General features: G+C 61.7%; 18 protein-coding genes and 1 pseudogene. 11 read left to right on the top strand and 8 right to left on the bottom strand.

Annotated features, from left to right (window positions below):
- Positions 1–73: 73 nt before the first annotated feature.
- A pseudogene (locus tag PH605_RS13905) lies at positions 74–552 on the top strand (SDR family NAD(P)-dependent oxidoreductase); the annotation flags it as partial.
- Between the two features lie 104 nt (positions 553–656).
- Here PH605_RS13905 and PH605_RS13900 read toward each other — a convergent pair.
- The 6 genes from PH605_RS13900 to PH605_RS13875 all read right to left on the bottom strand — a co-directional run bounded on the left by PH605_RS13900 (position 657) and on the right by PH605_RS13875 (position 6,452).
- Entirely contained in the window at positions 657–1,442 is a 786-nt protein-coding gene (locus tag PH605_RS13900) for an inositol monophosphatase family protein (RefSeq protein WP_125146019.1), read from the bottom strand.
- The gene (locus tag PH605_RS13895; protein ID WP_080857957.1) at positions 1,439–2,335 is read right to left on the bottom strand and encodes a glycerophosphodiester phosphodiesterase family protein; all 897 of its coding nucleotides are present in this window, start codon (positions 2,333–2,335) and stop codon (positions 1,439–1,441) included. Before PH605_RS13895 ends, PH605_RS13900 begins: the two co-directional genes overlap by 4 nt.
- A gap of 46 nt (positions 2,336–2,381) precedes the next feature.
- Entirely contained in the window at positions 2,382–3,245 is an 864-nt protein-coding gene (locus tag PH605_RS13890) for an ABC transporter permease (protein ID WP_142845175.1), read from the bottom strand.
- A complete protein-coding gene (locus PH605_RS13885) occupies positions 3,245–4,099 on the bottom strand; it encodes an ABC transporter permease (protein ID WP_080857955.1) in 855 nt (284 codons plus the stop codon). Before PH605_RS13885 ends, PH605_RS13890 begins: the two co-directional genes overlap by 1 nt.
- Complete coding sequence (locus PH605_RS13880) at positions 4,099–5,139, bottom strand: ABC transporter ATP-binding protein (protein WP_080857954.1); 1,041 nt, start codon at positions 5,137–5,139, stop codon at positions 4,099–4,101. The genes PH605_RS13885 and PH605_RS13880 overlap by 1 nt, the downstream gene beginning before the upstream one ends.
- Before the next feature lie 83 nt (positions 5,140–5,222).
- On the bottom strand, positions 5,223–6,452 hold the full coding sequence (locus tag PH605_RS13875) for an ABC transporter substrate-binding protein (protein WP_080857953.1): 1,230 nt from the start codon (positions 6,450–6,452) through the stop codon (positions 5,223–5,225).
- A gap of 145 nt (positions 6,453–6,597) precedes the next feature.
- Between PH605_RS13875 and PH605_RS13870 the strand changes: the two genes are divergently transcribed.
- From PH605_RS13870 to PH605_RS13850, 5 genes are all read left to right on the top strand, one after another.
- Positions 6,598–7,746 (top strand): ROK family transcriptional regulator, encoded by a 1,149-nt coding sequence (locus tag PH605_RS13870; RefSeq protein WP_142845176.1) that lies wholly within the window; start codon positions 6,598–6,600, stop codon positions 7,744–7,746.
- Positions 7,747–7,944: 198 nt separating this feature from the next.
- Complete coding sequence (locus PH605_RS13865) at positions 7,945–8,451, top strand: sigma-70 family RNA polymerase sigma factor (protein ID WP_142845177.1); 507 nt, start codon at positions 7,945–7,947, stop codon at positions 8,449–8,451.
- A gap of 84 nt (positions 8,452–8,535) precedes the next feature.
- The gene (locus PH605_RS13860) at positions 8,536–9,504 is read left to right on the top strand and encodes a FecR family protein (protein ID WP_142845178.1); all 969 of its coding nucleotides are present in this window, start codon (positions 8,536–8,538) and stop codon (positions 9,502–9,504) included.
- Positions 9,505–9,613: 109 nt separating this feature from the next.
- Positions 9,614–12,043, top strand: a complete 2,430-nt coding sequence (locus tag PH605_RS13855; protein ID WP_142845179.1) for a TonB-dependent siderophore receptor — start codon at positions 9,614–9,616, stop codon at positions 12,041–12,043.
- Positions 12,043–13,266 carry an MFS transporter gene (locus tag PH605_RS13850; RefSeq protein WP_078053156.1) on the top strand — a complete coding sequence of 408 codons (1,224 nt, stop codon included), beginning with the start codon at positions 12,043–12,045 and terminating at the stop codon, positions 13,264–13,266. The genes PH605_RS13855 and PH605_RS13850 overlap by 1 nt, the downstream gene beginning before the upstream one ends.
- 56 nt (positions 13,267–13,322) lie before the next feature.
- On the opposite strand, the gene PH605_RS13845 is transcribed toward PH605_RS13850, so the two are convergent.
- Positions 13,323–15,305, bottom strand: a complete 1,983-nt coding sequence (locus PH605_RS13845; protein WP_142845180.1) for a phosphatase PAP2 family protein — start codon at positions 15,303–15,305, stop codon at positions 13,323–13,325.
- Positions 15,306–15,558: 253 nt separating this feature from the next.
- The gene (locus PH605_RS13840) at positions 15,559–16,839 is read right to left on the bottom strand and encodes an ABC transporter substrate-binding protein (protein ID WP_031233411.1); all 1,281 of its coding nucleotides are present in this window, start codon (positions 16,837–16,839) and stop codon (positions 15,559–15,561) included.
- A 194-nt stretch (positions 16,840–17,033) separates the two neighbouring features.
- On the opposite strand from PH605_RS13840, the gene PH605_RS13835 reads away from it, so the two are divergent.
- Genes PH605_RS13835 through PH605_RS13815 form a run of 5 tightly spaced genes read left to right on the top strand, consistent with a single transcriptional unit; the run spans position 17,034 to position 24,125 of the window.
- Positions 17,034–19,556 (top strand): hypothetical protein, encoded by a 2,523-nt coding sequence (locus PH605_RS13835; RefSeq protein WP_142845181.1) that lies wholly within the window; start codon positions 17,034–17,036, stop codon positions 19,554–19,556.
- A 13-nt stretch (positions 19,557–19,569) separates the two neighbouring features.
- A complete protein-coding gene (gene bglB, locus PH605_RS13830) occupies positions 19,570–20,664 on the top strand; it encodes a beta-galactosidase BglB (protein WP_142845182.1) in 1,095 nt (364 codons plus the stop codon).
- 5 nt (positions 20,665–20,669) lie between these two features.
- Positions 20,670–22,022 carry a polygalacturonase PglB gene (pglB, locus tag PH605_RS13825; RefSeq protein ID WP_161987891.1) on the top strand — a complete coding sequence of 451 codons (1,353 nt, stop codon included), beginning with the start codon at positions 20,670–20,672 and terminating at the stop codon, positions 22,020–22,022.
- Positions 22,022–23,128 carry an ABC transporter ATP-binding protein gene (locus tag PH605_RS13820; RefSeq protein ID WP_142845184.1) on the top strand — a complete coding sequence of 369 codons (1,107 nt, stop codon included), beginning with the start codon at positions 22,022–22,024 and terminating at the stop codon, positions 23,126–23,128. Before pglB ends, PH605_RS13820 begins: the two co-directional genes overlap by 1 nt.
- A gap of 1 nt (position 23,129) precedes the next feature.
- Positions 23,130–24,125: a carbohydrate ABC transporter permease gene (locus PH605_RS13815; protein ID WP_020808843.1), complete on the top strand. Its 996-nt coding sequence runs from the start codon at positions 23,130–23,132 to the stop codon at positions 24,123–24,125.
- The last annotated feature ends 1 nt before the right edge of the window (position 24,126 follow it).

Below are 24,126 nucleotides of genomic sequence, written 5' to 3'. Positions count from 1 at the left end.
GCCAGTAACAGCTCAATGAGCTGACGTTCGCTATTGGTCAGATCACGCCACGCCTGAGCGCTTTTGAAGCGACCCCATGTCGGCAATCCGCACGATCTTCGACACCAATAGTTTCGGTGGTCCCTATGACGCAGGGGATAATCCCGCAGATGCGAAAGCGCCGATCAGGCACCATCATCAACGTCACATCCAGCGCCACGCTCGCCTCCTTCCCGCTCGCGCCGCCTACACCGCCAGCAAGCAGGCAATCCAGGGTTTCTCCGGCTCGCTCGCGCATGAGCTCGGTCATTTCAACATCCGGGTGAAACTGGTGGTACCGGGCTATGCCCCGACCACCCGCTTCACGACGAACGCCATCCTGCCGCTGGAGCAGCTGCTGCCGGACGATTACATGGACTTTGCAGGCCAATCCTCGAAGGCTTCGCCAAACGGGCCATGACGACCAGCGAAGGCGATGTTGCCGAAGCGATCTGGAGCGCCGTCCTTGACCTATCCGGCCAGCTTCGTTTTCCCGCAGGTCCTGATGCAATTGCGCTGTCTCGGGCGAACTGACGATCGATAGCGGCCTGACCGGACATTGCTCGGTTGCGGCGTTTCAGCCGGCGATATGCAGATGGCAGATGTTTCAGCACATCTGCCATCGACTTTACCAAAGGTCACGCAGGTTCCGCCAGCACTCTTCCCGTAATCTCAGGCCACAACCCCTCCGTCACCGCCATCAATGCCGGCGTTGCGGCGGCGACCCACGGGATGCCGCTACCGGGGCGTATTCCGATACGGACATCGAGACCCGCTTCCCTTGCGAGAACGACGCCGCCGGCGATATCCCACATGGTGGTCAGCTTCTGCAGATGGCCGTCGAAGATGCCGCGTGCGGCAAAGGCAAGGCCGATCGATGTCGAGCGGATGGATTCCACTACCCAGCCCGCATGCCGAAGCCCGACGTTGAGGGCCGCCACCTCCGCGGCATCGGCAGCGGCGCTGTCTCCGAGCGACATGACCTGCACATCCTCGAAAGGCACGTGGCGGGCAAGCGGTTTGCCGTTGAGCATCAGCCCGGTCCCATCAGCCGCCGCGTAGATATCCCCGAAGACCGGGATCGCGACAATGCCGAGTTCCGGCCGGCCACTGCGCACGAAACCGAGCGAAATGCCCCAGAGCGGCGAGCCGCGCAGGAAATTGGCGGTGCCGTCGATGGGATCGATGATCCAGTAGGCATCATCGGCCACACCGCCCATTTCTTCGCCCAGCACGGCTTCGCCCGGAAACGCCGCGGCCAGCCGCTCGCGGATGAGTCTTTCGACCGTAGTGTCGGCTTCCGAGACAAAGTCCTGAAAACCCTTCGTCCGGGTGGCGATGGCATCGCGCGCCTCGAAAAAGCGAAGGGCAAGGCCCATCGCCTCCTCGATGATGGCAACTGCGCCTTCAAGACGTTCGCTCATCGTGCCCACGCTCTGCCTGTCACACCCGCACCCGCGTTCAACCAGCCGGTGAAGGCTTCCACCTCATCCGTCTGGATCGCACCGACGCCGGCCTCGGCGAGAGCGCCCCACACGGCTTCTGGGTCTGCCAGTGCGCGCGTGTCGTTGAAATCGAGGCAATGGGAGACGTCGAGCGTGTTGATCCAGAGACGGATATTCTGGCGCTCCATCTCGGCACGACCTTCGGCCAGATCGGCTATATCGGTGAATTTCACCTCGATCATCGGCGCACGCAACGCCTCGATACGGCGCAAATCTTCGGCGAACTTGCCCTTCCGCACCGGGAACATCGGCATATGCGGGATCTTGCCAAACCAGTCGGCATCCAGCACCTCGAAACGGCCCGCTTCGGGATCGATATCTGTCTTGACCAGCACCTGATCCTCGACGCCAAGCCGCAGCACGGTTTCCATGACCTGCGGCAGATCGCGGGTGAATTTCGTGTCGATATTGACGGTGATCCTGCCGCGCGCCTCTTCCAGCAATTCTTCCAGCGTCGGCACGCATTCATCGGTCACGTCAGCCGCATCGCCGCCCGCACCGGCCTTCAGCTTCGCTGCGCGGACCACCTCGAACGACAGCGCGCTCACGGTTCCCTTGCCCGTCGTGGTGCGGTCGAGCGTTTCGTCATGAATGACGACCAGCCGGCCATCGGCCGTCGCCTGTGTGTCGATTTCGATCATCTCGACGCCGGCCGCGACCGCAGCGCGGACGGAGGCAAGCGAGTTTTCGGCAGTGGCCGTCCAGAAACCGCGATGGGCGATGGTCAGGATGGCCGGATTGTCGCGCGAGCAGAGTGCGAGCACATTGCAGGGATTGGAGGTCTTTCGGGAGGTGGCAAGGGTCTGGTGCATGGTTTTCACTTTCGGACGTTGCAATTACCGGGTTTGGCTGCCCGGATCAGATTTTTCCCATGCCCGCCGCCATCAGATCGTCGCGCAGGATGCGGCCGGCGATGATGAAAACGACGAGTGCGGGAAGAAGCAGGATAAAAGAGACGATGGCGGCGAGCGGCAGCTGCATCGAATAGGGATCGAGATACATGTAGAGCTTGATCGGCAGGGTCTCGACGACAGGCGCGCCGACGATGAAGGACTTGTCGAATTCCTCGAAGCTGCCGATGAACGACATTAGCCCGCCGGCCAAAAGCCCGGGCACCGCAAGCGGCAATATGATGTGAATGACGATGCCGACTGTGCCCGCGCCGAGCGAGCGCGCGGCATGGATGAGATCGTCGGGAATGGTCTCCAGCGCCGCTGTCATCAGCCGGATCATCAGCGGCAGGGTGCCGACGATCTGCACGAGAATGACCCCCGTTACCGAATAGGCGAGACCGAAAAGCAGGAATACCTGACCGATGCCAACGGCGACGACGAGCCCGGGAATGATGATCGGCGCCAGAATGAAGATTTCCACCAGCCGTTTCAGCCGGAAGGGAGAACGCGCCATGGCCCAGGCGGTGGGCAAGGCGATGGCCGCAGTCAGGAAGGTGACGACGATGGCGATGAGGATGCTGTTGACCGCAGCGCGGATGAGGCTGCCATCGCTCAGGATGCTCGCCCAGCGCGCCGTGGTGTAATCCTTCGGCACGATGAGCGGTGGCGACCAGCCGTCGGCAATGCTCCAGAGAAACATCAGCGCCAGCGGCACGGCGATGGCGAGCGTCAGCGCGCCATACAGCCCGATCGAGACAAAAATCCGGTCCTCGGGCGTGAAGGCGCGGCGGCGGGGAGTGATGGCGGGGTCGATGGTGATAACACTCATCATGCGTCTCCTCGGTTTTGCCCGGGGCCGATGCGGGATGTGAGGGAATAATAAAGAATAAGCACGCAGACCGCGAAGAGGCTCAGCACCATGCCCATGGCATAGACCTGGTTGAAACGTCCCTGGTTGAATTCCTTGACCATCAGCACCGAAAGCGGCCGAGCCGTCGGCGGACCGACGATGTCGGGGATGGCGTAAGAGCCCATGGAACCGATGAAGGTCAGAAGAATGGCGGCGGTGATGCCCGGCATGGCGAGCGGCACTTCCACGAAGAAGAATGTCTTCAACCGCGAAGCGCCAAGCGTGCGCGAGGCGTAACGTATATCCTCGGGAATGGCGGCAAAGGCGCTGGTGATGATCAGCGTCATGAAGGGTATCTGCTTCCAGACGCTGGCGAGGATGACGCCGACGCCCCAGTCGTCGCGTACGAGCTTGGGCAGTTCGAGCCCGAGCGGCGCGACCAACCGGTCGAGGAACCCGCCCCTTTCGAAAACGACGATCACCATCAGGCCGACGATGATGCCCGGCACCGCCATCGGCAGCTTGTAAAGGCCGCTGAACAGTTTTCGCCCGAGAAAGCTCTTGCGTATCAGAAGCGCCAGCGGCACCGAGGCCGCAAGCGAGACGATGACAGGCATGACGCCGTAATAGATGGAGGTCGTAAGACCACGGATCATCGACGCGCGGGTGAAAATCCGCTCATAGAACATCAGCGTGAAACTGCCATCCTCCTGCCTGAAGCTGCCGATCAGCGCCGACAGCAGCGGCCCGCCGAAGAAGACCAGAAGATACCCAACGCCCGGCAAAAGCAGGAATAGAAGCTGGGCGCGCTTGTTTCGAAGGAGCCCGGCCATCATGCCGCCTCCCCCGCCATCCTGTCATCGAGAAGATGGACCGAACCGGGAAATTGCAGGGCCACCCTTTGCCCGGCGTCGATCAGGGTTTCCGCGCCGGACTGGCTGACCCTTATCTGGCGGCCGCCGATCTCGACCGTATAGAGCGCATTGGCGCCCATGAAGGAAACAGCGGAAACCGTGCCCTCACCGGCCTGATCGGCACGGATCTGGATATTTTCCGGACGAACGGAAATCTGGACATTGCCGGCGGCAACCCGATCAAGCGTCACGGACTGGCCCCAGGGCAATTGCGCCTGCTGGCCCTCAGCGGAGACCGGCAAAAGATTGGTTTGGCCGAGGAAGCCGGCGGTAAAGGCGTGTTTGGGTGAGCGGTAAAGCTCGAGCGGCGTGCCGATCTCAACCACCCGACCGGCATTCATGACGACGATCCGGTCCGACATCGCCATGGCTTCGGCCTGATCATGCGTCACATAAAGGCTGGTGGCGCCGATGCGGCGGTGAAGCTCGGTCAGCTCATGGCGCAGCGTATCGCGAAGTTTGGCATCGAGATTGGAAAGCGGCTCGTCGAACAGAAGCAGGCTCGGCTGCATGACAATGGCGCGCGCCAGCGCCACCCGCTGCTGCTGGCCGCCGGACAATTGCCGGGGCATGCGATCCACCAGACCGGTGAGATTGCAGATATCAAGCGCATGGGCGATGCGGCGGACCCGCTCATCCTTCGCGACCTTCTTCATCTTCAGCCCGAAGCCGAGATTTTTGGCGACCGACATATGCGGGAAAAGCGCATAGGACTGGAACACCATGGCGATATCGCGCGCTTCCGGCGGCGCCTGATCGATGCGCTTGCCGCCGAGCCGGATTTCACCGCCCGAAGGTTGACTGATACCGGTGAGGATGCGCAAAAGCGTGGACTTGCCGCAACCCGAGGGCCCAAGAATGGTGACGAATTCGCCCCGCTCGACGGCGATCGACACGGGATGAAGCGCCCGGCTCGCCCCGTAGTCCTTGCAGATATTGCTGATCTCAAGTTCGCTCATGGCGAGCCTCCCTCATATTTTTGACCAAGGCTATCCGGACCGTGCAGCCACTTGCGGCACACGATCCGGCAATCCTTGTCGCGTTACTGGTTGAGGACTTTTTCATCGAGCGCTTCGGCAAGCGCTGTCGACATGTCCCAGAAAGCCGGCAGCGACAGGCGCGGATAGACGCTCTGGGGCAGCACATGCTCCTGCACAGCCTTCGGCATCAAATCGTTGGTGACATCGGCGCGTGGAGAACGGGAGGCCTTGTTTTCCAGCTTCCAGAGCTGGAATTCCTTACTCATGGCCATATCGATCAGCAGCAGCGCCGAAGCGACATTGTTGGCGTTGGCCGGCACGAACATGGCGTCCCCAGAGCCAACCTGGCCCTTTTCCAGAAGCGTGACGCGGAAACTGTCGGGCAATTGCTTGGTGCCGAGGAAGCTCATGACCTGATCTTCCCAGACGGTGCCCATGTAAAGCTGCTGATTGTTGATGAGGTTGAGCGTATCGGCATTGCCATTGGTCAGCTCAGCCACGGCCAGAAGACGGCGGTAATAGTCCCAGACAGGCGTAAGGCACTCGGACTCCATCGCCCAGTCTTCGGCCTGCTGCAGCGTCTGGTTATAGTCGGTCAGCTGCTTGCGGCAGTCGCCGGTGAGATAATTGAGAGCCACCGAATAGATAAAACCGCCGCCCGAGCCGCCCTTGGCCGGCAGGGTGACGCCAAGCCGCTTGGGGTTCTTTTCAGCCCAGATGAGAAGATCCTCGAAGCTTTTCGGCACATCCTCGGCCTTCACGAAGGCGGAATCGTAACCTATTGCGGTCTGGTTGAGATGCACCAGCGGGAAGCTGCCGCCATGCGCCTTGCCGAAGACGGTTTCGGCCAGTTCCGGATTGTAGTTGGCCATGTTCGGCAGGATTTTCGTCAGCGCAATATTGCCGACAACACCCTTGGCAGAGAGCAGCGGATAGCTGCCGCCACCGGCGAAATAAGCGTCGACGGGCGAATCCTGCCCTGCCGCGTGCACCGCGATCAGCTGCTGGTTCGCCTGATCGCCCTTCACGTCGCTATAGGCGACCTTGATACCGTATTTGGCTTCGAAACGGGTGATCAGTTCCTTCCACGTATCGGCAAAACTGCCGGCGAAATTATACATCGTCACCGAGCCCTCGGCTTTGGCGGCGGGAACGACGATGTCGTAGAAATTGTCGCGCGTGACCTTCGAAAGATCGAAGTCGAGGTTTTTCATATTGCTGTCAGCGGAAAGGCACGGCGCTGCCGTCGTCGCCAGCGCAAGCGTGGCGATCGCAAGAAATTTCATGCGCATTGAATGGTTCCTCCTGGGGACCCGTTGTAGACCGGCCCCTTATTAATACACTCTAAGTGTAATATTTGTGACAGTCCAGTGAAAAATGCTGTCGCAAACCAATGCCCCGTGTTGCCGCTGCCCCGCACAGCCGTTATCCAAGGCCATGACAACAGATCAGACGCCGCACCAGACCTTCGATCGCCAGCCGCTTGCCAGCGAGAATGAGCGTCTCATTCTGGATATCGTGCGCCGCCATGGGCCCATCGCCCGCGCATCGATCACCGGTCACACGAACCTGACGCAGCAATCCGTGCATCGGCTGATCGAAGGTCTGCTGGAGCGCGGGCTTCTGCGAACCGGCGCGCCGCTCAAGGGCACGCGCGGCCAGCCGAGCCCCACCATCGAACTGGTGCCGGAAGCGGCCTATTCGCTTGGCATTTCCATCAACACCGACTCCGTGGTGATCTGTATCGCCGATCTTCGCTGCGACGTGATCGTCGAGGAAAAACTGAAGATGCTTCCGGAGGACCGGGAGGAGACGCTTGTCGCTTTGTCTCTGGCCCTCGACAGGCTGCTCTCGGAACATCGCATCCCGCGCGAGCGCCTGCTTGGCCTCGGCTTTTCAATGTCCGGCTTCTTCGTGTCTGAGGACCGCGCCTTCAATGCGCCGGAGCCCCTGCGCGACTGGTCGCTGATGGACCTGAAGCCGATCCTTGAGAAACGGTTCCGCCTGCCGGTCTGGCTGGAGAACAACGCCACCACCGGGGCGATCGGAGAAAGCCTTCGCGGTGTCGGCTCCTGGTGCCAGACCTTTGCCTATCTGTCGTTCAATTACGGTTTCGGCGGCGGGTTGATCCTCAGTGGCCAGCCGTTTCACGGCTTTCATGGCAATGCCGGCGAATTCAGCGGCATATACAGCCCGGATGAATCGCCCAAACGCCCGGCCCTGCAATATCTGATCGCCACGCTCCAGAAAAACGGCGTCGACATCCATTCCATCGAAGCGCTCTATCAGCAATTCGACCCCGCATGGCCGGGCGTCGAGGAGTGGCTCGCCGAGACGATGCCGCAGGTGGACAGGCTGGTGGCGAGCCTGATCGCGGTTCTCGATCCGCAGGCTATCGTCTTTGGCGGGCAATTGCCGCGTGCGCTTGGCCGGATGATGATCGAACGCACGCACATGCCCTCCCGGCGCGAACATCGTTACGGTGTCGGGCCGAAGGAGGCGAAGCTGGTTCTCAGCGAAACAAAGGGCGATCCATCCGCCATAGGTGCGGCGCTGCTGCCGCTCAGGGTGCGCTATTTCCTGTAACTCAGCCCAAGCGGCCTGATGTAATCCCGCAACAATCATCACGGAAACGTGAGCCTGATTTCGCCCCCGGTTTTTTACTGGTTGGCAGCTTGCATCCGAAGGCGATAAATATGATTAGAAATATCATGTTTATCGCGACATTGACGCAGCATATCGAGCTGCTTCATGCGCCCAGCCAGTACGTCACCGGGTCGATTGATGAGCAAAGCCCTGTTACAGGTTCTCGATGCGGAGGAGGAAAGCCGCCTGATGCGGTTTTTCCGCCGGCGTTTGCAGAACCGGGAAGACGCTGCCGACGCCATGCAGGAAACCGTGCTGCGGGCGCTGGAGGTTTCTCATGCGACGCTGATCGACAATCCACAGGCCTATCTCTTCCAGATCGCCCGGTCCGTCGCCCGCCTGACGGCCATTCGCCAGTCACGAGAGCGGCCGTTATTCGCACCTTACGAAGACGGCTTCGCCGTTGCCTGCGAAGAACCGGGGCAGGAGCGGATCGTCGCCGGGCGGCAGCACCTTATTTTAATGGCGCGCGCCATCGAGGCACTGCCCAAGCGTTGCCAGCAGGTCTTCGTGCTCAGCCGCCTGCATGGCCATTCCAACGGCGAAATCGCCGCCCTTCTCGGCATTTCCCGCAACATGGTGGAAAAACACATCATCAAGGCGCTGCTGCACTGCCGTCAGGTCCGCGCGCAAATAAAAATGTAGACCGGCATCAGGTGTTCGCATCCTTTTTCACTCTATAAGGGAAAAGGAACACATCTCAGCACGCAACAAACGGCAGATCAGGACATGAACAAGGGCCCGGACGGTCTGAAGGATAACGGCTTGACCGATGACGGTCTGGCCGAAGAGGCCGCGCTGTGGGTGGCGCGCATGCAATCGGCAGACGCGACGGAAGCGGAGCGCGAGGCGTTTCATGTCTGGCTGCGGGCCGATGCCGCCCATGCCAGCGCCTATGAGGACATGCAGAGCCTCTGGGGTGAGCTTGGCGATATCGAGCTTGCGCCGGTCGAGCAGCGAAAACGGCGCGGACCTCGACGGGCAATGCTGGCGGGTATTGCCGGTCTCTGCCTCATCGGGCTTGCAGCGCTGTTTGCGGAGAAAAGCGGATTGAAGGACCGCTGGCAGGCGGATTATTACACCGAAATCGGCGAAACACGCATGCTTTCGCTGGAAGACGGCAGCCGCATCAGCCTGAACACCGACACGGCGATTGCCGTTCATTATTCGCAAAAGGAACGGCGCATCACCCTTCTTCGCGGCGAAGCTTATTTCGATGTCGCCAAAAACCCGGAGCGGCCCTTCATCGTCGAGGATGGAGCGCTGACGGCAAAGGCGCTCGGCACCCATTATTCGGTGCGCACCGGCAATGGCGCGCTGCCGCAGGAGGTGCAGGTGGAGGAAGGCCGGGTGGAGGTGACCACAGGCGCCGAGATCGCCGTGCTGACACCCGGAGAGGCCGTGACCCTTGGTGGCGACGGCAGGCTGGTGCGCGCCCGCAAGGATGTCGCCAACAGCATGGCCTGGCGCGAAGGCAAGCTCGTCTTTTCCGGCCAGCCGCTGCGCGAGGTTCTCGATATTCTCTCGCAATATCGCCGGGGCCGCATCGTCATCCTCGATGAGGCGGCGGCGAGGCAGCACGTCTCCGGCATCTTCGACCTGAAGGACACGGATCAGGCGCTCACCATTCTCGAAGAAAGCCTTCCCGTTTCCGTATCGCGACTTTCCGGAATGCTGGTTTTCGTCCGCTCGCGATAAAATAACTTTTTTCGCAGATCCGACGTCAGGAGTCGGCCCGCCTTTTCACTCTAGGCAATCAGGACCCGTTTAATCGGGGGGCATGAGATCACGAGTGAGAGGGAATGACATGAATTTGGGCAAGCAGGCACGCGGCTGGTTCTGGCTGACGACGACGGCGATCATCGGGGGTATCGTCGCCGCAGGTCCGGGCGCCATGACCGCCAGCGCGCAGACACCGCCCGCCGCAAGCGGCGCACCCGCCACCGTCACCGTGTCCATTCCCGCAGGGCCGCTGGAAAACGCCATTCTGAGCTTCGGCCGCCAGGCCAATCTGCGCATGGTCTACCCCTCCGCGATCACCAGGGGCCGCGGCACGGCCGGCGTCAAGGGCACGCTCAGCGTATCGGCGGCCGTCAGCGGGCTTCTGGCCGGATCGGGACTGAACTACGCATTGGCCGGCGGCAATACCGTCCGCATTTTCGATCCCGCCAGCCAGACCGGCGAAGGCGGCGGTTCGGCTGCCGCCGGCAGCACCCTGCTTGCGCCGATCACCGTGCAGGGCACCGGCCTTGAAGGCGCCAGGGGCATCATCGAGAGCAATGGCTATGTCGGCAAATCCGGCCGCACCGCCACGAAGACCGATACGCCGGTTGCCGAAACAGCCCAGTCGATCACCACCGTCAGCCGCAAGCAGCTCGATGACCTGAAGCCGCAGAACCTCTCGGAAGCGCTGAACTACACGCCCGGCGCGCGCATCGGCCAATATGGCGCGGAGCCGCGCTTCGACGCCTTCAAGGTGCGCGGCACCGATCTCAGCACCACCGGCATCTTCCGCGACGGCCTGCGGCAGGTCAGCAGCCAGAACGGCAGCGCCCGGCTTGAGCCCTATGGCGTGGAAGCGGTTTCCATCCTGCGCGGTCCCGCCGCCTCCATCTATGGTGCCAGCAGTTCCGGCGGCATTGTCGATATCATCTCGAAACGCCCGACCGAAGAGACGCTGCGCGAGGTGGAGCTGCAATATGGCTCCTTCGGCCGCGTTCAGGGCGCTTTCGATCTTTCCGGCGCCGTCGATGACGAAAAGACCATGCTTTACCGCCTGACCGGGGTGGCCCGCGACGGCCGCAACGAAATCAGCGCCATCAAGGACGACCGGCTGTTCATCGCGCCGGCCTTCACCTTCCAGCCGGATGCCGGCACCAAGCTGACGCTGCTCGGCGAATATATGGACAGCACCACCGGCGGCACCTGGGGATACATCAACAATTACGGCAGCGACGGCAAGTCGATCGGCGCGACGCCGGTTTATGGCGGCGATTCCCGTTTTAATGATTTCGAGCAGAAACAATGGCGTATCGGCTATGAGTTCGAGCATGAAATCAACGACAACGTCACCTTCTACAGCAAGGCGCGTTATTCGGCCCTTTCGGCCGACCAGCAATGGGTCTTCGCCAACTATCCCGGCATCACCATCGAAGACAATGAAGGCGTCTCCGCCGACAATTACCTGAAGACAGAATTCGACACAGGCCCGGCGAAACATACGCTGCTGACCGGTATCGACGTCAGCCACATGTCCTACACCTCGAAACAGGGCAATGGCACCAGCCCCTTCACCGACACCTTCACCTATGTGCCTGATGTGTCGCTGATACTGAAGCAGAGGATGAACACGCTCGGGATCTATGCGCAGGATCAGGTCGAAATCGACCGCTGGCGCCTGACGGCCGGCATTCGTCACGACTGGCTGGACACCGAATATCAGGCCCAGACCGTCGGAGACGCAACGGCCCCCACCTATGACGGCGATGAAACCAAGACGACCGGCCGCGCCAGCCTCGGTTATGTCTTTGACAGCGGCGTGATGCCCTATGTCAGCTACGGCACCTCCTTCGTCGCCAATCCGGGCGTCATCATCACCACGGGAACGGTAACGGGTCAGGCGCAGCCGACGGTCGGCAAGCAATATGAACTCGGCGTGAAATATGCCCTGCCGCAATATAACGCCCTGCTGAGCGCCGCCTTCTTCAATCTCGATCAGGACAATGCGACGGTCTACGAGACCTCATCCGGCATCAACCTGCTGCGCCAGCTCGACCTGCGCTCGCGCGGCGTGGAACTCGAAGCCACGGCCTCGCTCGACAATGGCTGGAGCCTCATCGGCTCCTATTCCTATAACGACGTTGAAATCACCAAACTGACGTCGGAAACCGTGGGCAAGCAGCTCAATTCATCGCCCTATCACACCTTCTCGCTGTGGGCCGATTACGAGTTCCAGAGCGGCGCGCTCGAAGGCCTCGGCATCGGCGCGGGGCTGCGTTATGTCGGGTCGAGCTTCGGCGACAACCAGCACACGCCCATTCTCGACAACGAGGCCCGCACCTTCGTCGACGCCTCGCTGCGCTACGATCTCGGCAAGGCCCTGCCCTCGCTGGAAGGTGTGAAACTGCAGATCAACGCCACCAACCTTCTCGACGAGGTGAAACAGGTCTGCACCACGGGCTTCTGCTATTATGACGAAGGCCGCAAGGTCGTCGGCAGCATCCGGTATCGCTTCTGATGCTGCAGCAGAACCCTGCCACAACCAAGCCGTCGCCGGCCGCCGTCTTCGTGGCAGTCGGCGGGCTTTATGTCGGCCAGAGCGTGATTGGCGGACTGACCTTTCTCGGCCTGCCGGCGGTGCTCAGAACCGCCGGACTGCCGCTGGACCAGATCGGCCTGCTTTATCTCGTCGTTCTGCCCTGGGCGCTGAAATTCCTCTGGTCGCCGCATGTGGAGCGTTACCGGCTGCCGCCCGTCGGCAGGAACCGGTCTCGGGTGATCGTCGGCACGGGCATCACCGCCTGCGCCTGCGGCCTCGCTGTTCTTGCTTTCACCGGCCCGTCCCCGGTTTCCGTCGCAATCGCCATCCTGTCGGTGATCGCACTGGTAACGGCGACAGTCGACATCGCCTGCGACGGCTATGCGGTCGAAACGCTGGCGGAAGAGCATCATGGCTGGGGCAATGCCGCACAGGTGGGCGGCTCCTATCTCGGCTCCGCCATCGGCGCCGGCCTGTTTCTGGTGCTGGTGGAGCGCGCCGGCTGGACGAGCGCCACGCTGGTCATGGCCGGGCTCGTCATCCTGCTCGCGCTCCCCTTCCTGTTCGGCCCGGCGGCCAAAACGGTCACGCAAACACGGGACCACCTGCCATCGATCAAAAACGCGCTCAAGCGACGGGAAGTCCGCACCGGGCTTCTGGTCGCGGCTGTTTATGTCGCGGCGCAAAAATGGGGTCTGGCAATGCTCGGCCCGTTCCTGGTCGATTACGGTTTCGATCTCGCCACCATCGGCGCGCTGAATGGCGTGGGCAGCATGATCGTCGGTTTCGCCGGCGCGCTGCTCGGCGGCACGCTGGTACGCCTCTACGGGGCGTCACGAATCCTGCTCATCGCCATCTTCGTGCAGACGGCGCTGTTGTGCCTTTTCGCCTATTTCAGCGTTCATCGCGATATTTCGCAATGGGTCGTCATGGCGGTTGCGGTGGCAAGCTCGTCGGGCATCATGTCCATCGGCTTCGTCGCGCTTTACGCCTGCTTCATGGGCTGGTCCGACCCGCGGCAGGCCGGGGTCGATTTCACCCTGTTCCAGTGCATGGATGGCGTTGTCGGCATGGTCGGCGGGCTGGGCGCAGGCGCGATCGCCGAAAAATTCGGTTATCAGGCCTCCTTCATCATTGCCGCCATCGTGTCGGTGCTCGCCGCACCGGTCATCTTCCTGCTGATGCGACGGCAGAATTCTTGAACCGAAGCCCCGGGCGCGGCGGCTTAAACCGCGCCCGGCAGGCCTCTTGCATCGGCCTATTCGACCACCACCGAAAGTGCCGAACCGGTATAGACCGGCCGCAGCTTCACATTGCCCGCATCTATCGTGGCGAATGTCCCGGTCAGGCCGTTGGCGGAAATCACATCGAGCCGCGTGCCGGCGGCCGGCGCGCCGCCATCGAAAGTGAGCTTCAGCGTCGCGCCATCCAGCACCGCATTGCCCTTGATCCGAAGCGCAGCCTTCTGCGGGTCGACCGCCAGCGTGCCGCCCGACTGCGTATAATCGCCGCCGATGACAAGATCCGTCTCTCCGCCGAGCGAAAGCGTGCCGCCGCTGACCAGCACGCCGCCGGTTCCAAGCGCATCGGCAGATGACGCCACCAGCGTTCCCTCCCTGAGAATGGTGCCGCCGCCATAACTGTTATGGCCGCCAAGCGTCAGCGCTCCGCTGCCGGATTTGACGAGACGCCCTGCCCCGGCAATATCGTTCGTCCATCTGTCCGCCGCATTGAACCCGCCGGCGGCAGCGTCCATCGTCACCTCGACATCGCCGTCAAACGCGCCGTAACCGCTGGCGGCAGCGACCAGATTGATGCGGCCCCAGCCATTGCTGTCATCCAGCAGCGGATAACCGGCCTCGATGCCGGTGGAAAACAGCACAGCGCGCCGCTGGGCGGCATCGAGATAGGGCAAACGTGTCTCCAGCAGGACCTCCGCCCCCTTCGGCACCACCATGGGCGCATCGCCTGCGGCCCTGTCGCGGCTGAAGGAATAGGTCATGCGCCTGCGATAATCCGCCCCGTTCTTCGCCGCATCGGCAAATTGGTCGACATCCGGCTTTGCGCCATGGGCGAAATCGATGAGCGACTGGCCCTGCGGCAGGCGCTTAGTGAAATAGGCCTGCAAGGCCTCATGCGCCGCCTTCTTCACCTCGGCATTTTTCGGGTCCTGCAACATAGCCGCGGCCATGGCGGTTGCGGTGATGCGGCCGCCGATCACGTCGAGCGGCGAATGCATGCCGGCGACGATGCGGCTCTCGCCGAGTTCGGAGGCAGCCGTCAGCAATTCGGAAAAGCGCTCCGGCACCGCATAGGCATAGGCGATGGCGGCCAGATAGGCGGCATTGGTGTGCCCGCTCGGAAAACCGCCATCCTTGCCGCGCCCGCGATTTTCCCGCGCATATTTCAGCGCCGGCACGGTGACGCCCGGATCGCTGTCATGGCTTTCGAAGCTGCGGTCGCCAATCGTCTCCTTGCCGGTTTCGATCACCTCGCCTTTGTCGTTCATGCGCCAGGGCCGCGGTGAGGAATAGAAATACTTCGCCGGCGACGTCGTGCCCTCCGGGCCGCGGATCACCTTCATGAAGGCGACGAAATCCTTCAGTTCGCTATCGGCGGTACCTGCCTCGGTGCCCTTATCGTCTTCCTTGCGGGTGATGACCTCGTTCGGGTCGAAATCAGCGAGCGTATGATTGATCGTCGTCGTTGCGCCCGCCCCTTCGCGATACCAGGCAGCAAGCGGCCCCATTCCGTCGATGACACTGTAACCCTGCGAACGGCGGTCATTCATATAGGCTTCGAAAGCGGCAGCGCGCGTGCGGTTCTCGCCGGTGACGGACAGCACGTAACGCATGTTTTCCTGCCAGACCGCGGGATCGACGATCTTCACATGGCTGAAATCCGCCGGGCCATCGCCATTGGCGCCGCCATCCGCCCATTTTTCATCGCCAAGCGTCCAGATGCGGTTGAAACCGGAGAGGATTTCGATGATCGGGTTGTCCCGGTCATCATAGGCGCGAACCGCCTCGCCCTTCTCATTCTTGCCGGTCTGGTTGCGATAATTGTCGGCAAGCGGCAGCGGATATGTTGCCGCCGGTTCCGGCACCGTGATGGCATAACCCTCACCTGCCGGCCCGGTGCGATCGAACGCCTGCGCGCCCGGAACCAGAACCAGCAATGCGACGGAGGCGAGCAGGCTCGAACGTGCGGAAAAGAAAGACGACATTTTCAGTCTGGCCATGACGAATCCTATGATTTTCAGCGAGTGACGCGTGACGAAAACAGGCGGCGCGGCGTTCCGCGCGCCTCATCGTCAGGTTTAAACGGAGCGTATTTCAGTTTTTCGATGGGCCGCCGGGAACGGCTCCCTGCGGCAATTGCTCCAGCGAAAATGCGCCGCCTTCGGAAAGAAACGGCGCGATATGCCCGGAGCACCCCTCCGGGCATATCCTTCGAGAGCTTCATCATTCCGCCGGAGGCGGACGGTCGGGCCGTTATTTCTTGACCGCGACGGCCTCGTTGATCTTGGCGACGTCATCTTCCAGAACCTTGTAGGTCTGGTCGAGCGTCAACTCACCGACGATGAGCTGGCTCATGCGCTGCACGATCTGCTGATACATGGCGCTGCCGCCCTTGGCGCGTTCGAACTCACGGGCGGCCTGCGGCACGTTCTTCTTGTTGTCGAGGAACACCTTCATCGCCGCCTTGGCGTCTTCGCTCTTCAGCTTGTATTGCGGATCGACGATCTCCGCGCCGGTCAGGATGACGTAGTTCTCGGCGATTTCCCGCTGCACCTTTTCAGAGCCGAGGAATTCGATGAAGTGAGCCACATCTTCCGGATATTTGGTGCGCTTGAAGCCGACAATGGCGGTGCCGCCGGGCATGGCGTAGCATCCGGCCTCACCGCAGGGCGCATTGATCGCCGTCCATTCGAAACTGTCGCCGATCTTGTTCTGGAACGGATTCACCATCCAGTTGCCGGCCAGATAGGTCACGACATTGCCGTTGACGAACTCGTCACCCATGTTCTTGTACTGCGAACCGCCGGCCGCACCCCACATCTCTTTTGGGAAGCTGCCATTCTGCGTCCATGAATAGATATCGGCGATATATTTTTTCGCCGCATCGTCCGGGAAGCTGAACTTGCCGTCCTTCACATAGGTCGCGCCATAAGCAAAGGCGCCGCCGGAGAAGCGGTGGCCGGAACGGTCCATGGTGAAGGGAATCTGCACGCCGGTCGCCTTGGCGACACGGGCGGAGGCCTCGACGATCTCGCTGAACTTTGCGGTCGGGCCGGGCAAGGGTTCGCCCGCCTGCTCGAACAGCGTCTTGTTGACGAAGGGCAGGTTCAGCGTCTGCGATGCCATGTAACCGTTGATCGACTGCGGATCGTTGACATTGGGCAGGCGAAGCTGGTTGAGGCTGGAACCGTGCAACTTCGCGAAGGCTTCCGCATCCTTCATATAGGGGCGCATGTCGAGATAATAGGGCGCAAGCTGCCAGTCGGTGATCTTGGCGATGTCAGGACCTTCGCCGACCGCCAGCTGCACCGGCAGCTGCTTGGAAACCGCGTCATAACCCGAAGACACGAAATTGATCTTCACACCCGGATTGGCCGTCTCGAACTCCTTGCTGAGTTCCGACATGCGCTGCACATAACCCTGGTCGTCATCCGTAAAAAGGAAAGTAATCGTGCGGGTCTCGGCCTGGGCCGTCGCAAGACCGGCGACAGAGGCCACCACAAGGGCGCTGACGCCCGAAAACAATTTCATCATGCTCATCCTCCCAATGAAAATATTTTCATAAATCGAACGGAAGCTCCTCTGCTTAATTCGATTTATAATGTTTTGCGGCTTGACAGAATAAACGTCAAGCTGTTTGTTTTGCATAAATCGCACAAATCGACGCAGAAAAGCGAAAATCGGTTTGTGAAAATAATTTCATAAAGATCGACGGGAGGCGATCCATTATGACGGATGGACCATTTGCGGCGAACGCGTCGCAGCCGACATATACCGTCGCAAACGGCGAAACGGTGACCGCCTGGATCGTCTCCGATCTGGTGGAGACGTCGTTTCCCGGCACCGCAGCCCCCGCCGAAGACCGCGTGAACTATCGCTTCATCAACGGTTTCGTGGATGTGGGCGACCTGCCCTGCCGCAAGGCTTTCCAGCAGACCATGATCGGCCGCGATATCGCACCCGATACCAGCTGGCCGGTATCGCACCTCAATCTGCCGGGCTCCAATCGCCGCGTCGAATTCACGGGTTTCTGGCACGTTCCCACACATGTGCAGCGCTGGCTGAAGGGCACCTTCCGTAGCGATGCGGCAAGACAGGCGCATTTTCGGCTGCGCACCTGCGGCGGCGTCCGCATCTGGGTAGGCGGCGTCGAACAGGTCCGTTTCGAACCTTTCATCCGCAATGTCGAAAGCAGCCGTGACATCACGCTCGATCTCGGAGCCGGCGATAACGAGGTGCTGCTGCTCTGCGAGGATCTGGCGGAACGCGACATCATCTGGTTCTTCGAGCTTGAGGTCGTCGACGCCACACCGCTGACCGTCGTGCTGCCCGTGCCGCTCGACCGGGAGGAAACGAAGCGTCTCGCCGCGCTGGTGCGCGATGTTCGCCCGGCGCGTGACGTGTTTTCCGGCACAGCCCTCGAACTGGTCTTCGGGGCGGCGCCAGCTAGCGACCTGCCGGTGCACATTGCCGTCAAAAGCCATGGGCACGAGCGCGCTTCGCTCGCGGAAGTGGATACGGTGCTGAAGGCCGGGCAATCCTCGCTGAAGATCCCTGAAACGACAGGCATTTCGGACGGATATCACGGTGTCAAAATCACCATGGGTTCGGGAGCGGGAACGGTAACCCGCGTCATCGACGCGGCGTTCATGCATGATATCGCGCCGGAAGCATCCGATGCCGATATCAACGAGCGAAAAAAAGCCGCTCTCTCCTTCAGCGCCCGTTTCGGTGCCTGGCGCATCGGCCGCGCGCTGGCGATGGTCGCCACCGGCAGCGACGATATCGAGACGATCGGCGGGATCGTCGATGCGACGCTGCATTCCATCGATCGGCGGGAAGACTGCTCCGATTTCGTGATGATCCCGCTTCTGTGGCTGGTGCGCGCCTATGGGGACCGCCTGCCGGCCGAGATGCGGGCGCGGATCGATGCCTCGATCCTCGGCTATCGCTACTGGGTGGACGAACCGGGCAATGACGTCATGTGGTTCTGGAGCGAGAACCATGTTCTCTGCTTCCACACCAGCCAGTTATTGGCTGGCGAATATCTGCCGGATGCCGTATTCACCGCCTCCGGCCGCACCGGCAGAGAACAGGCGGCGCTGGCGGCAGACCGGCTGGGGCGCTGGTTCGACAGCGTCGAGGCGCATGGGCTGGCCGAGTGGAACTCCGCTGCCTATTATCCGGTGGATTTCATCGGCCTTCTCGCCATCGAACATTGGGCGGGACCGGAGCTTGCCGCCCGCGCGCGCCGCCAGATCGATCTCATCTTCGAAATGATCGCATTGCACACGCTCGGCGGCGTTCCCTCCGGTTCGCAAGGGCGGGCTTATGACAAGGAGCTGCGCGCCGGGCCGCTGACGGAACTGGCGCCCTTTGCGCAGGTCGCCTTCGGTCAGGGCTGGCTGAACAATGGCGTTGCCTCGCTGCCGATGTTCTGCTGCGGCGATTACCTGCCACCGGCGCATCTCGCCTCCCTTTCCCAACTGACAGGCGGCCGCATGGTCGAGGCGCGGTATGCGCAGGGTCTGGAGCCCGCCAAGCTCGTGCTCTTCAAGAACGAGGCCGCCCAGCTTTCCACCGTTGTCGATCACAAGACCGGCCGCAAGGGCCATCAGCAGCACGTCATGGACATCAAGCTTGCCGGCCACCCGATGGCGCGGCTCTGGGTCAATCATCCGGGCGAAGACGATCCGTGGGGCACCCAGCGCCCCTCCTATTGGGCGGGAAGCGGCATCCTGCCGCGCGTGGTGCAACATCGCGATCTGGCGATGCTGATCTTCGATACGCAGGATCACCGCAACGACTGGACCCATGCTTATCTCGGCCGCGACGGGCTGGACGAGGTGCTCGTGGAGGGCAACTGGCTCATCACCCGCTCGGGCCGTGGCTTTGCCGCGCTTTATGCGACCAACGGGCTCGAGCCCATCACCACCGGCGCCACCGCCAGTCGCGAGATCAGATCGCCGGGCCGCCGCGCCGGCTGGGTCGGCATCATCGGCTGCGGGGATGTCGTGGAGTTTGCCCGTTTTCGGGAAAAAACCCTCGCCACGCAGATCAGCTTCGATGCCGAAAGCCGGCTGCTCTCGGTCACGCCGCCGGGCGGAGCTGAGCTTACCCTGACCTGGGACGGCGCATTCACCATTGGCGGGCAGGCCATGGCCTTCGACCACGGCCAGCCCCAGCCGGAAATCACCTTCGACAGCGCCGACCCAGCTTCGGGCAGCGCTGCAAAACCCTTCTACTCGTAAGCGGAATTGACAGATGAACCAGCCAAGCATGGAAAAAGACACTCTCAGGACGACAATCGACAATGTCGCCGCCGCCTTCAGCCGCCTCAAGGGCATTCAGGAAGGTCTGGTCAGCGGCAGTTCCGATGGCAAGATCCAGTTCGACGAATGGGACTGGGAAGTGGGTGTCGGCCTTTACGGTTTCCTGCGCCGGGCGCTCGCCGCCAACGACCGGAAGGCGATTGACGACCTCGTGACATGGTACGGCTGGCAGATCGACCGTGGCCTGCCGCCGCGCCAGATCAACAGTTCCGCGCCGATGCTGCCGCTTGTCATCCTCACCGAACATGTCGACCGGCCGGATTTCCGGGCGCTGGTGGAAGACTGGGCCGACTGGCTGGTGCATCAATTGCCGAAAACCGAAGATGGCGGCTTCCAGCATGTCGTCAAGGAGCGGCTGAATGAGGGCGAACTCTGGGACGACACGCTGTTCATGGCATGTCTGTTCCTCGCCCGCGCCGGCGTCGTCTGCAAACGTCAGGACTGGATCGACGAGGCGGTCTACCAGTTCATGATCCATACGCGTTATCTGTCTGACCCCGTCACTGGGCTCTGGTATCACGGCTGGACCTTCAACGGACGTCATAATTTCGCTGACGCCTTCTGGGCGCGCGGCAATTCCTGGATCACCGTCGCCATTCCCGAGCTTTTCGAACTAGTGCCCACGCTTGGCGAAAAGGACAGGCGTTTCCTCGCGAATGTGCTGGCAAGCCAGGTGCGGTCGCTGCGCCAATATCAGCGCGAGGACGGCATGTTCCACACGCTGCTCGATGATCCGACATCGCCGGTCGAGACATCGGCGACGGCCGGCATCGCCTATGGCATTCTGCGCGGCATAGAGGCCGGTATTCTCGGCGAAGAAAATCGCCCGCATGCGGAACGCGCACTGAAGGCGGTGCTTGGCAATATCGACGACGAAGGCGTCGTCCACGGCGTTTCCGACGGCACGCCGATGGGCCACGATCTCGACTTCTACCGCCGCATTCCCAATCTGCCCACGCCCTACGGGCAGGCGCTGACCATGCTGCTTCTGATCGACGTTTTTCTGAAAAGGCCAAAGGCATCGTGAGCATCATGAACATCAGTCAGGACATAACAGTCGCGGCAGGTGGCCTCGATGCCACGGCAGCCATCCAGCAGGCTATCGACACCGTGTCGGCCGCAGGCGGCGGGCGCGTGTCTCTGTCGGCCGGGCGTCACGTCAGCGCCGGCCTCCATCTCAAAAGCGGCGTGGAACTGCACCTTGCGGAAGATGCGGTACTTGCCCCCGTTTCCGATTACGACGCCTATGCCTTGACCCGGGTTTCGGTGATTGCCGAAGACTCCGATCGCGGCATGATCATCGCCAGCGGCGCAAGCAATATCGCCGTCACCGGTCCCGGCCGCATCGAGGCCGGCGGTGAAAACTTCATCGTCGGCGACGACAAGGCCATGGGCACCTATGTCCCGGCGAAAAAACGCCCACGCGTGATGGTGCTGGAAAGCTGCCGCAACGTGCGCCTTGAAAACCTCTCCGTCAGTGGTTCGCCGATGTGGACGCTGCACATGGTCGATTGCGAAGACCTTCATTTCCGCAATCTCCGCATCGAAAACGACCGCCGCCTGCCGAATACCGACGGCATTGTGCTCGATGCCTGCCGGCGCGCCCTGATCGAGGATTGCTTCATCTCGACCGCCGATGACGGCATCTGCCTGAAGACCAGCGCCGGGCCGGATGGCAAGGCGGTGGGAGCCTGCGCCGATATCACCGTTCGCCGCTGCACCGTTTCCAGCATGAGCTGCGCGCTGAAGCTTGGCACGGAATCCTTCGGCGATTTCACCAATGTCGCGTTCGAGGATTGCAAAATCGTCCAGTCCAATCGCGGCGTCGGCCTGTTTTCCCGCGATGGCGGCGCGATGCGCAACATCCGCTTTTCAAGGATCGAGACCGAATGCCACGAAACGCCGGGCGGCTTCTGGGGTTCGGGTGAGGCTGTCACCGTCACCGTCGTCGACCGACGCCCCGAGCGTCAGGCCGGCAGCGTCGACAATCTGGTCGTGGAAGACTTGAGCGGCTCCATGGAAGGGGCGATCAACCTCGTCGCCATATCGAAGGCCGGCATTCACAATGTCCGGTTGGAGCGCATCACGCTGTCGCAGCAACCCGGCAAGCTCGGCACCGGCCTGCAATACGATCTGCGCCCAACCAATGCGGATATTGCGCCAAGCCCCCATGCCGCCGGCCGCGCCAATGCCTGGACGCAGGATGCTGAGGGCAGGATCGTCGGAATGGAGGATTATCCCGGCGGAATGCCGGCGGTCTATCTTGCCGGCGTGGAAGGATTTGCGGCCCGCGATGTCGCCATCAAAAGAACGACGCCCTTGCCCGAGGGCTGGAACAGCCAAGAGATCGTCGCGACGACGAACTTGCCCGAAGGGAGCAGGTGATGGGAAGTCTGAAACTCGAAAACCTCAACAAGGCGTTCGGCGCCGTTCATGTGCTGCATGACATCGATCTTCAGATCGAGAACGGCGAATTCGTCGTTTTCGTCGGCCCCTCGGGCTGCGGAAAGTCGACGCTGCTGCGCATCATCGCCGGTCTTGAGGACGTCACCGCCGGCACAATCGCTATCGGCGGGCGCGATGTCAGCGCGCTGTCTCCGGCCGAGCGCAAGATCGCCATGGTCTTCCAGTCCTACGCGCTTTACCCGCATATGAGCGTGCGCAAGAACCTTGCCTTCGGCCTGGAAAACCTGCGTTTCAAGCGGGCGGAAATCGAAAGCCGCATCAATGAGGCGGCGCGCATGCTCGCCATCGAGCCCTATCTCGACCGCAAGCCGAAACAGCTTTCCGGCGGCCAGCGCCAGCGCGTCGCCATCGGCCGCGCCATCGTGCGCGAACCGGATATCTTCCTGTTCGATGAGCCGCTTTCCAACCTCGATGCAGCGCTGCGCGTGCAGACGCGTGCCGAAATCACCCGCCTGCATCGCGATATCAAGACGACGATGATCTATGTCACCCATGATCAGGTGGAAGCCATGACCATGGCCGACAAGATCGTGGTGCTGCGAGCCGGGCGCATCGAGCAGGTGGGCAGCCCGCTTGAGCTTTTCGACAATCCGCGCAATCTCTTCGTCGCCGGTTTCCTCGGCTCGCCGCGCATGAACATGCTGAAGGGCACGATCACCAAGGGCAGCGACGGCAGCATCGCCATCGACGCCGGCTACGGTGTGTCCCTGCCCTGTCTTGTCGATCCGGCAGCCGTCAGCTCCGGGCAGGCGGTTCTCGCGGGCATCCGCCCCTCGCATTTCACCATCTCCGACAATGCCGGCTTGCCCTTCGAGGTGCAGTATCACGAAAGCCTCGGCACCGAGACCTATCTCTACGGCAATCTCCAGGGCGAGAAAGAGCAGATCATCGTGCATCAGGCGGGCCATTTCGCCCCCGCTTCCGGCTCGGTGCTGAAGATCATGCCGGCGCGGGAAAAGGTGCATGTCTTCGATCCCGCCACCGAACTGGCGTTGCCGCGCCTGAACAGCGAAGGGAGAGGTTAGCATGGCCAATCCGACGCTTGCGAGACTGTCCGACCGTGCGCTCGATGCCGTGATGGCAATTGCCGAAGTGCCGCTCAACTTCATCGAGCGGCTGATCGGCAAAAGGCGCATGCCCTATATTTTCCTGATGCCGAACCTCGTTCTCTTCGGCATCTTCACCTTCCTGCCGATTGCCATTGCCGTCGGTTACGCTTTCACCGGCGGCACCGAACTTCTCATTACCGACCGCCCCTTCGTCGGTCTGGAAAATTTCGGCAAGCTGCTGGATTGCCAGAGCTACATGGACCCCGGAAGCTGCCGGGAATCGCTGTTCTGGACGGCGATCTGGAACACGCTGTGGTTCGTGGGCTTCAACGTCGTCGCCACGCTGCTGGTCGCGCTCATCACCGCCCTCATCCTCAACCGGGCGATTGCCGCGCGCGGTTTCTTCCGCGCCATGTTCTTTTATCCGGTGCTGCTGTCGCCCGTCGTCATCGGCCTCATCTGGAAATGGTTCCTCGACCGAAACGGCCTGCTCAACGCCTTTTTCCAGATGCTCGGCGTGCCGCCGGAAATCTTCCTGCTGGATGTCGGCTGGTCGCGTTTCTTCGTCGTGGTGGTCTCGGTCTGGTTCCACATGGGCTTTTATACGCTGATCCTGCTGGCCGGCCTTCAGGCCATCCCGAAGGACCTTTATGAAGCCGCCGCCATCGACGCCGCCTCGCCCCGGCGCACGCTTTTCCGCATCACCCTGCCGCTTCTCGGCCCCAACCTGCTCGTCGTGCTCATCCTCCTGATGATCCGCTCGGTGCAAATCTTTGATGAGGCATGGGTTCTGACCAATGGCGGCGGGCCGGGCACGGCCAATACATTCGTCGTGCAATATATCTACCAGATGGCCTTCGGCAGCGATCTGAGGCTGTTCGGCCTTGCGTCCGCCGCATCGGTTCTGATGGGCCTTGTGCTTCTCGCGCTGACGCTCGTGCAACTGCGCCTCGGCAAAAAGATGGAGTCCTGAC

Origin of the sequence: Agrobacterium sp. CFBP 3001 (assembly GCF_027871605.1) — a bacterium.
Taxonomy (GTDB): domain Bacteria; phylum Pseudomonadota; class Alphaproteobacteria; order Rhizobiales; family Rhizobiaceae; genus Agrobacterium; species Agrobacterium leguminum.
This window is presented reverse-complemented; position numbering and strand designations above follow the sequence as displayed.